Here is a 238-nt window from a genome sequence, read left to right on the forward strand (position 1 = left end):
GCCCTCGACCCACTCACCGGTGACGGTCGACAGGAACGGAACCGCCGCGTCCCGGGGTGCGATCGGCGCGAGCAGCGTGTCGAGCTCCTCGCGCAGCAACTCCACCTGCGCCGAGTGCGAGGCGTAATCCACCGCGATCCGCTTCGCACGGACCCCGTCCGCCTCACAAGCCGCCAGGAACTCCTCCAACGCCTGGACCTCACCCGAGACCACCACAGACGACGGCCCGTTCACGGCG

At 70.2% G+C, this 238-nt stretch carries 1 protein-coding gene; it reads right to left on the reverse strand.

Annotation, left to right across the window (positions count from 1 at the left end):
- Window positions 1-238 (reverse strand): acyltransferase domain-containing protein (locus ACEPPI_RS40980; RefSeq protein ID WP_373920308.1); only part of this gene is annotated, 238 nt, incomplete at both ends.

This window comes from Streptomyces sp. AB3(2024), from assembly GCF_041862025.1.
In the GTDB taxonomy this organism is placed as follows: Bacteria; Actinomycetota; Actinomycetes; order Streptomycetales; family Streptomycetaceae; genus Streptomyces.